At 68.9% G+C, this 8389-nt stretch carries 7 protein-coding genes; 3 read left to right on the forward strand and 4 right to left on the reverse strand.

Features of this window, described 5'->3' with window-relative positions; translation table 11 throughout:
• Positions 1-36: 36 nt before the first annotated feature.
• From AB0P41_RS33405 to AB0P41_RS33420, 4 genes are all read right to left on the reverse strand, one after another.
• On the reverse strand, positions 37-480 hold the full coding sequence (locus AB0P41_RS33405) for a response regulator (RefSeq protein WP_356714607.1): 444 nt from the start codon (positions 478-480) through the stop codon (positions 37-39).
• A complete protein-coding gene (locus AB0P41_RS33410) occupies positions 477-2102 on the reverse strand; it encodes an ATP-binding protein (protein WP_356714608.1) in 1626 nt (541 codons plus the stop codon). Before AB0P41_RS33410 ends, AB0P41_RS33405 begins: the two co-directional genes overlap by 4 nt.
• Positions 2099-3325, reverse strand: a complete 1227-nt coding sequence (locus AB0P41_RS33415) for a fused response regulator/phosphatase (protein ID WP_365935877.1) — start codon at positions 3323-3325, stop codon at positions 2099-2101. Before AB0P41_RS33415 ends, AB0P41_RS33410 begins: the two co-directional genes overlap by 4 nt.
• A 147-nt stretch (positions 3326-3472) precedes the next feature.
• On the reverse strand, positions 3473-4369 hold the full coding sequence (locus tag AB0P41_RS33420) for an RNA polymerase sigma factor SigF (protein WP_356714609.1): 897 nt from the start codon (positions 4367-4369) through the stop codon (positions 3473-3475).
• 228 nt (positions 4370-4597) lie between these two features.
• Here AB0P41_RS33420 and AB0P41_RS33425 point away from each other — a divergent pair, with 228 nt between their 5' ends.
• The 3 genes from AB0P41_RS33425 to AB0P41_RS33435 all read left to right on the forward strand — a co-directional run bounded on the left by AB0P41_RS33425 (position 4598) and on the right by AB0P41_RS33435 (position 8245).
• A complete protein-coding gene (locus AB0P41_RS33425) occupies positions 4598-6073 on the forward strand; it encodes an MFS transporter (RefSeq protein WP_356714610.1) in 1476 nt (491 codons plus the stop codon).
• 132 nt (positions 6074-6205) lie between these two features.
• Positions 6206-7696, forward strand: a complete 1491-nt coding sequence (locus AB0P41_RS33430; RefSeq protein ID WP_356714611.1) for an SDR family NAD(P)-dependent oxidoreductase — start codon at positions 6206-6208, stop codon at positions 7694-7696.
• A 375-nt stretch (positions 7697-8071) separates the two neighbouring features.
• Positions 8072-8245, forward strand: a complete 174-nt coding sequence (locus AB0P41_RS33435) for a hypothetical protein (RefSeq protein WP_365935878.1) — start codon at positions 8072-8074, stop codon at positions 8243-8245.
• Positions 8246-8389: the final 144 nt, after the last annotated feature.

Below are 8389 nucleotides of genomic sequence, written 5' to 3' on the forward strand. Positions count from 1 at the left end.
GTCGAGAGATCCCACTCAGGGAGATCCCTGCAGATCTTACGCGCGCCGGGGCAGCCGGACCACGCTCACGAAGAAATCGTCGATCTGGCGCACCGCCCCGATGAACTGCTCCAGGTCGACAGGCTTGGTGACATAGGCGTTGGCGTGCAGTTTGTAGCTGCGGAGGATGTCCTCCTCGGCCGAGGATGTGGTGAGGACGACGACCGGGATCAGCGCCAGCTCCGGGTCGGTCTTGATCCGCTCCAGCACCTGGCGGCCGTCGTACTTCGGCAGGTTCAGGTCCAGGAGGACCAGGTCCGGGCGCGGCGCGTCGCCGTACTCACCCTGGCGGTACAGGAAGTCCAGCGCCTCCTGTCCGTCGCGGACCACATGGAGGGTGTTGCGGATCTTGTTGTCCTCGAAGGCCTCCCGGGTCATCAGTTCGTCGCCTGGATCGTCCTCGACGAGCAGGACTTCGATGGGCTTGACGGCGTCGTTCACAGCGGGTCTCCCGACCGGGGGGTGAGCAGGGCGGGGGCGAGGAGCTCCGCCGTGGTGTGCGTGGGTGCCTCAGGCAGGACGGGCAGGGTGAAGTGAATCAGTGTGCCCTCGGCCGGCTCCGGGTCCAGCCAGATCCGGCCACCGTGGAATTCGATGATCTTGCGGCAGAGCGAGAGCCCGATCCCGGTGCCCTCGTACTCGTCGCGGGCGTGCAGGCGCTGGAAGATGACGAACACCTTGTCCGCGAATTCCGGCGGGATCCCGATGCCGTTGTCGGCGACCGTCAGATGCCAGTCGTCGCCCTCACGGACACATGTGACGGTGATCCGGCACGGCACGTCACGCCGACGGAACTTGACCGCGTTCCCGACCAGGTTCTGCCACACCATGGTCAGCGACGTCGGATCACCGAGCAGCTCCGGCAGCGGATCCTCGCGTACGAGGACGGCTCCGGACTCCTCGACCGCCAGGGTGATATTGGCCAGCGCCCGGTCCAGGGCGGCGTCGAGGTCCACGGGTTTCCAGCTCTGCTGCACCCGGCCCACCCGTGAGAAGGTCAGCAGGTCGTTGATGAGCACCTGCATCCGCTTGGCGCCGTCGACCGCGAAGTCGATGTACTGCCGGCCGCGATCGTCCAGCTGCGCGCTGTACCGCTTCTCCAGCAGCTGGCAGAAGGAGGCCACCTTACGCAGCGGCTCCTGGAGGTCGTGCGACGCCACGTAGGCGAACTGTTCCAGTTCGGAATTGGACCGGCGGAGCTCCGTGGTCTGCTCGTCCAGCAGCGTCTCCCGCTCCTGGGTCTCGGCCAGCTCCGCGACCAGCCGCCTGCGCATGTCCTCGGCCGCCGCGGCCACCGCTCTGACGTCCGATGGGCCGCGGACCTGGATCCTTTCGGTGAACGCTCCGGAACTCACCTTCATCGAGGCCGCCGTCAGCCTGCTCAGCGGCCGGCCCACCACGCGGTGCAGCAGCAGACTCAGCGCCACGACGGCCAGTACGAAGCCGGCGACCAGAGCGACGAGCACCCGGTCCCGCGTGGTGCGCGCGTCATCGAGCTCGGCGCGGGAGAGGTCACGCGCGTCGTCCAGGTGGCTCTGCTGGGTGGTGTAGAGAACGCGCAACGCGTCGAAGTCCGCCTTGCTGCGCCTGATCGGCGCCGAGGACTCACCGGCGGGCCCGCTCGCCCGCACCGCGGCGATCAGCGGCTCCGCCCGGAGGGTCCGCCACTGCTGGGAGGCCCGCTCGAGCCGGTCCAGGTCCTCGGCGTACGGCTCTTCGTCCCCCATGAGCGAGCGCACCTGGGCCAGCCGTACCTTCTCGGCCTGCCTGCCCTCCTCGTAGGGATCCAGGAAGGAGGCGTCCCCGGTCAGCGCGAAACCGCGTACGCCGGTCTCCTGGTCGAGGAGCGAGTTCTGCAGCTGGAACGACGCGGAGCGGGCGGGCTGGATGCGGTCCACCAGATCGGTGGTCCGGTCGGAGATACGGGAGAGGACGAGCCCTCCCACGACGAGGCAGCCGCAGACCACCAGCACGAAGCCGGCCAGGATCAGATGGACCCAGTTCTGCACCGACAGCCGGGATATCGGGCCGGTCGTACCGACCGCCGGTTCCTTCGAGCTCATGCGTCATCCTTCCAGCCAAGGTGCAGGACGGCGACGTCGTCGGCCAGCCCACCGTACGGAGAGGCGCCCTCGGTGGCCTCGGCGACCAGCGCGTCGACGAACGCACGGGGTTCGAGTGCGCCGTATTTGCCCGCCATGGCCAGCAGCCCTTCCTCGCCCAGCCGGGACTTGGGACCCGTACGCCCCTCGAAGAGACCGTCGGTGAACAGAACGAGCTCGCTGTCGGGGGAGAGCTCCAGCTCCGTGATCGTCCAGCGGCCGGCGCCGGGCAGCACTCCGAGGGCCATGCCGGGCTCGGGCTCCACCCAGGCGACGTCCGTGCCGTGCCGCACCAGCAGCCCGGGATGACCGGCCCGCGCGACGAGCACCCTGTCCCGGCTCGGCGGGAACACGAGCGTGGTCACGGTGGCGAACACATGCGGATCCGACCGCTCGGCGACGAGTATGCCCTCCAGCAGACCGGTCTTCTCGAGTTGTGTGACGCCGGTCAGTACGGCCGTGCGCCAGGCGACCCGCAGACAGACACCCAGGGCGGCCTCCGCGGCGCCGTGCCCCGACACATCGCCGATCACCGCGTGCACCGCGCCGTCCGCTGTCTGGACCACGTCGTAGAAGTCGCCGCTCAGCAGGCCGTGCGCACGGCCGGCCTCGTAGCGCGCGGCCACCTGGAAGCTGTCGTCCAGCAGCAGCGGAATCGGCAGCAGCGCACGTTCCAGACGGGCGTTCTCCTGGGCGATCAGCCGGCTGGTGCGCATCGCGGAGGCCGACCGCTCGGCGTGCTTGCGCTGGAGGGCGTAGCGGATCGCACGGCCCAGCACCTCGGGTTCGATCCGGCCCTTGACGAGGTAGTCCTGGGCGCCCTGCGCGACCGCGGACAGTCCGGTCTCCGACTCGTCCAGGCCCGTCAGCACGATGACGGCCGCGTCAGGGGCGGACTCGACGAGCTGACGGACGGCATCAAGGCCGTTCACATCGGGCAGGTGCAGGTCCAGCAGGACACAGACGGACGTTTCGCAGGCCAGCAGGAACCGCCGCGCCTCGGCCAGCGTCTTGCACCACGTGAGCGGGGCCTCCAGCTCGCTGTCGGTGAGCATCTCCTCGACCAGCAGTGCGTCTCCGGCGTCGTCCTCGACCAGGAGCAGAACCGCGTCGACGTCCCAGACGGACGTGTCGGCACCGGCCGGTGCCCTGTGCTGCTGCGGGATCGCATTGGTCTGCTGCACACGTGCAGAGGTGTCCAGCGACGAGTCGGTCACACTCCACCCCCTATTGACGGACGGCACGTACAGTCACAGCCGTATCGGCGTGAAGCATATGTGACCGAGGCCCGGCACTCGGCCGGGCCTCGGTCAATCCGTGTACTCCGTGCGTCAGGCCTCCACGCTCATGCCCGCGCGCAGGCGCTGGACGATCCTGCTGAGCAGGCGCGATACATGCATCTGGGAAACGCCGAGCTCCGCGCCGATCTGCGCCTGCGTCATCTCCTGGCCGAAGCGCATGCGGACGATCTTGCGCTCCCGGTCGTCCAGCTGCCGCAGCAGCGGAGCCAGGGTGTGAAGATTCTCGACGCTCTCCATCCCCGGGTCGTCGTCACCCAGGAGATCGGCGTAGGCGCGCTGGTCGCCGCCCGACTCGCTGTCGGCGTTGGGGGTGTCCAGCGAGCCCGCCGAGTAACCGTTGGCCGCGACCAGGCCCTCGATGATCTCCTCCTCGGGGAGATCGAGATGTGCGGCGAGCTCCGCGACCGTCGGGTCACGGTCCAGCTTCCCCGACAGCTGCTCCTTGGCCTTGGCCAGCTCGACCCGCAGCTCCTGCAGCCGTCGCGGCACGTGCACGGACCAGGTGGTGTCGCGGAAGAACCGCTTGATCTCACCCACGATGTACGGCACCGCGAAGGTCGCGAACTCGACCTCTCGCGACAGGTCGAACCGGTCGATCGCCTTGATCAGGCCGATCGTCCCCACCTGGATGATGTCCTCGGTGTCGTCACCGCCCCGGTTGCGGAACCGCGAGGCGGCGAAGCGCACGAGGGAGAGATTCATCTCGATCAGGGTGTTGCGGGCGTACTGGTATTCGTGCGTCCCCTCCTCGAGGACCTGGAGCCGGTCGAAGAAGAGCTTCGACATGGCCCGGGCGTCCTGCGGCGCCACCTTGCCGGCGTCCTCGATCCACGGAAGCTCGGCCGAGTCGGAAACCGCGCCCGCCTCCTCGTAGCGCGTGGCCGCGCTGCCGATCGCTTCGGTGGTTCGCACTGACATGGCCGTCATGGTGTCGCCCTCCCTGGTGTCCGGTGCAGTGACGGGCGCATGCCCCGAGATCCGGAAGTAATGCCACCGAGTTCCGAAGATTTTCCCGGAAAGGTGTGAACGGGCCGGACGGGGCCGTCAGATGTAACGATCCGTGAGCGCACGGGTGCTTTTCGTCGGTGTTCACGGCCGATGTGTGAGTCACGCCTCGTTCCGGGCACCTGTGGTTCCGGAAGCTGAGGAGGTCTCATGAGCGACACCGGCACGGCAGACGGACCCACTGTCACGACTCGGATCCCCGCGCGGCTGGACCGGCTGCCCTGGTCGCGCTGGCACTGGATGATCGTGATCGGCCTGGGAACGGTCTGGATCCTGGACGGCCTCGAGGTCACGGTCGTCGGCAACATCGCCAGCCGGCTGTCCGAGGACGGCAGCGGACTGGCCATCACCGACGCCCAGGTGACCGGCATCGCCGCCGCGCTGTACGTGGCGGGTGCCTGCTCCGGCGCGCTGGTCTTCGGATGGCTCACCGACCGTTTCGGGCGCAAGAAGCTCTTCCTGATCACCCTCGCCGTCTATCTGGCGGCCACCGCGCTCACGGCGGTCTCCTTCTCGGCGTGGTGGTTCTTCCTCTTCCGTTTCCTGACGGGCTTCGGCATCGGCGGCGAGTACGCGGCGATCAACTCGGCCATCGACGAACTGATCCCCAGCAAGTACAGGGGCCGCGTCGACCTCATCATCAACGGCAGCTTCTGGCTCGGGGCCGTGGCCGGCTCCCTGCTCTCCGTGCTCGCGCTCAATACCGACATCTTCCCGAAGGACATCGGCTGGCGGCTCACCTTCGCGCTGGGCGTGGTCCTCGGGCTCGTCATCCTGCTGGTGCGCCGTCATGTGCCGGAGAGCCCGCGGTGGATGTTCATCCACGGGCGCGACGCCGAGGCGGAGCGGCTGGTCGACGGTGTGGAACAAGAGGTGGAGGCGGAGACCGGGAGGACTCTGCCCCCGGCCGAGCCGCCCATCACCGTACGGCAGCGCAAGAGCATCGGGTTCGGGCTGATCGCCCGGACCGTCTTCCGCTCGTACCCCAAACGGGCCGTCCTCGGACTGGCCCTCTTCATCGGCCAGGCATTCCTGTACAACGCCATCACCTTCGGCTTCGGCTCGATCCTCGTGAAGTTCTTCGACGTCTCCAGCGGCGCCACCGGCTACTACTTCGCCGTCATCGCCTTCTGCAACTTCCTGGGTCCGCTGCTGCTGGGCCGCCTCTTCGACACGGTGGGGCGCAAACCGATGATCGCGGGGACGTACATCCTCTCCGGGCTGCTCCTGTTCGCCACGGCGTGGCTCTTCGGCGCCGGCCTGCTGACGGCCGTCACCATGACCGGCTGCTGGTGCCTGGTCCTCTTCGTCGCCTCCGCCGGTGCCAGCTCCGCCTATCTGACGGTCAGCGAGATCTTCCCGATGGAGACCAGGGCGATGGCGATCGCGTTCTTCTACGCCGTGGGCACAGCGGCGGGAGGTATCACGGGACCGCTGGTGTTCGCGGACCTGACGGCGAGCGGGGTGGTGGGGGACACCGTGCTGGCGTTCTGTATCGGAGCGGGCCTCATGGTGGCCGCGGGAACGGTCGCGTACTTCTTCGCGGTGGCGGCCGAGCAGAAGTCCCTCGAGTCCATCGCCACCCCGCTCTCCGCCGAAGCCGGGCGGGGGACAGGACCGAACTGACCAACGCCCGACTCATGGCAGACTTGACCGGGGCATTCCGCCCGTGCGCGCCTGCCCTCGCCGGCTCCCGGCCGGATCACTCCCCACCGAAACCCGGCAACGGCATGAGTGACGAGTGACAGAGGAACGGCAATGACGGTGACAGAGGACAGCCAGGAGTTCGCTCCCGGTATCGACGAGTTCGGTCCCGGTATCGACCCGGAGCGGCTGGCCGTCTGCCTGAGCGTGCTCGACGAGCTGAACACCATCGAGGTCGACCACCCCGACGCCGTCGCCGTGCGCCGGGCCACCGCGGGCATCTACCGCACCGTGAAGCAGCGCCGCCGCCAGGAGCGTCGCGCCGCCAAGACCGCGCACGACAAGGCCGTCACCGAGGCCACGGCGACCGGCTCGGCCGAGCGCATCGACGACGAGACGCAGGGCGTCCTCCCGTCCTCCTCGGCCACCGCCGAGATCGCGGGAATACTCCAGCGCCCCAGGTCCTGCTACATCTGCAAGACCCGCTACGTCGAGGTGGACGCCTTCTACCACCAGCTCTGCCAGCAGTGCGCCAAGGAGAACCGCAGCCGGCGCGACGCCCGCACCGACCTCACCGGCCGCCGGGCCCTGCTCACCGGTGGCCGTGCCAAGATCGGCATGTACATCGCCCTGCGGCTCCTGCGCGACGGGGCCCACACCACGATCACCACACGCTTCCCCAACGACGCCATCCGCCGCTTCAAGGCGATGCCGGACAGCGACGAGTGGATCCACCGGCTGAAGATCGTCGGCATCGACCTCCGTGACCCGGCCCAGGTCGTCGCGCTCGCCGACTCGGTCGCCGCCGAGGGGCCGCTGGACATCCTGATCAACAACGCCGCGCAGACGGTCCGCCGCTCCCCCCAGGCCTACAGCGAGCTGCTGAGCGCGGAGTCCGCGCCGCTGCCCGCGGGCGAACTGCCGGCCGCCGAGGTCATCGGGACGTTCGGCAGCGGCACCGTCGACCGGGTGGCTGCCCTGCCTGCCGCCCGCAAGGCGGGCCAGGGGCTCAGTGCCCAGGACGTCACCGACCTGGCGCTGGTCACCGGATCCGCTTCGCCGGCCCGCATCGCCGCGGGCACCGCGATCGACGCGGGCGGCCTGGTGCCGGACCTGCACGACACGAACAGCTGGATCCAGACCGTCGAGGAGGTCGAGCCGATCGAGCTCCTCGAGGTCCAGCTCTGCAACTCCACGGCGCCCTTCATCCTGATCAGCAGGCTCCGGCCGGCTATGGCCAGGACCGAGGCGAAGCGCGCCTACGTGGTCAACGTCTCCGCGATGGAGGGCGTTTTCGGCCGCGGGTACAAGGGCGCGGGACACCCGCACACCAACATGGCCAAGGCGGCGCTGAACATGCTGACCCGCACCAGCGCCCAGGAGATGTTCGAGAAGGACCACATCCTGATGACGGCCGTCGACACCGGCTGGATCACGGACGAGCGGCCGCACCCCGACAAGATCCGCCTTGCGGAGGAGGGTTTCCACGCCCCTCTGGACCTCGTCGACGGCGCCGCGCGGGTCTACGACCCGATCGTGCGCGGCGAGGAGGGCGAGGAGCTGTACGGCTGCTTCCTGAAGGATTACGCCCCTGCCGGCTGGTGACCCCCTTCGGCAGGCTCCGTACCTCCGGACTCGTCAGCCCCTCCCGCCACCTGCGATGACAGATGGCTCGGCGGCGGCCCCGCGGACAGCGGGGCCGCCGCCGTTCTGTTGGCTGAAAGTGACCCAGGCCACACGTTCTGTCGAGCGCGGCGGCGCTCATTTGGTTAGTCTGGGATGAACGGACGCCACCAAGGGATCCACGAAACGTCCTCGGCCGTCCTGGGACAGGTCTGTAAGCAGCCCGCCGTCCCACCCCGTACCGGCGCCACCGCGACCGAACTGTTTCTGCCCCTGCCCCGCAGGGGGTGGTCGGCACGGTTCTCACAGCCGCAGCGTCGCCACCGCCCGGGGTTACGCGACACAAAGGAGTCCGCGGTGACACCTGACATGACCAAGACCGAGACGCGCCCGACCGAGATGACCGGAGAGCGGGCCCGCCGGCCCGAGAAGCTCCGGAACATCGAGGTCTGGGCAAGGTCGGCACCGATCAGGCTGGCCGGCTACGAGGACGATCTGGCCGAGCCGCACATCCTGCCCGGCATCGACTGATCCGCGCCCGGCCCTCTTCGAGCAGCGCCTCGTGCCTCTGCCCCCGTCCCCGGACGGGGGCGGACCACTCACCCGGTAAGGAGACGCACATGACCGAGATCGACGCGGAGGCCCTGGCCGACCGCTACCTGGCTCAGTGGACGG

This window comes from Streptomyces sp. NPDC079167, from assembly GCF_040686735.1.
Classification (GTDB): Bacteria; Actinomycetota; Actinomycetes; order Streptomycetales; family Streptomycetaceae; genus Streptomyces.